Annotated in this window: 1 protein-coding gene; it reads right to left on the bottom strand. The window is 43.1% G+C overall.

Annotation, left to right across the window (positions count from 1 at the left end; translation table 11 throughout):
* A partial coding sequence (locus AC3II9_RS21860; RefSeq protein ID WP_489158805.1) for a hypothetical protein occupies nucleotides 1-267 on the bottom strand: 267 nt, incomplete at both ends.

Raw genomic sequence — 267 nt, 5'->3', positions numbered from 1 at the left:
TCGTTTAATGTTTGGGTCTGAGCATCTTTTTGAAAATATAGCTCTCCAGCATGTGACTGGTTGAGTAGATCTCGAATCTTCCAAGCAACTTGCTGTGCCTCTGTTTCTTTATCTTTGAGCATGAGCCAGCGCAAAGGATGAGGATTATGATTATTCTGCTCAATCAGTACAGGATGAGGCCGAGTTCCCGCTCGAATTGGGTCATATTGAACCTCTTCGCCGAAATCAATTTGTCTTTGAAATAAGGCATCGACCACTTCAACCAGA

Source organism: Lysinibacillus sp. RU7 (assembly GCF_057837305.1).
The sequence above is the reverse complement of the archived record's forward strand: the minus strand, read 5'-3'. Positions and strand labels throughout refer to the sequence as shown.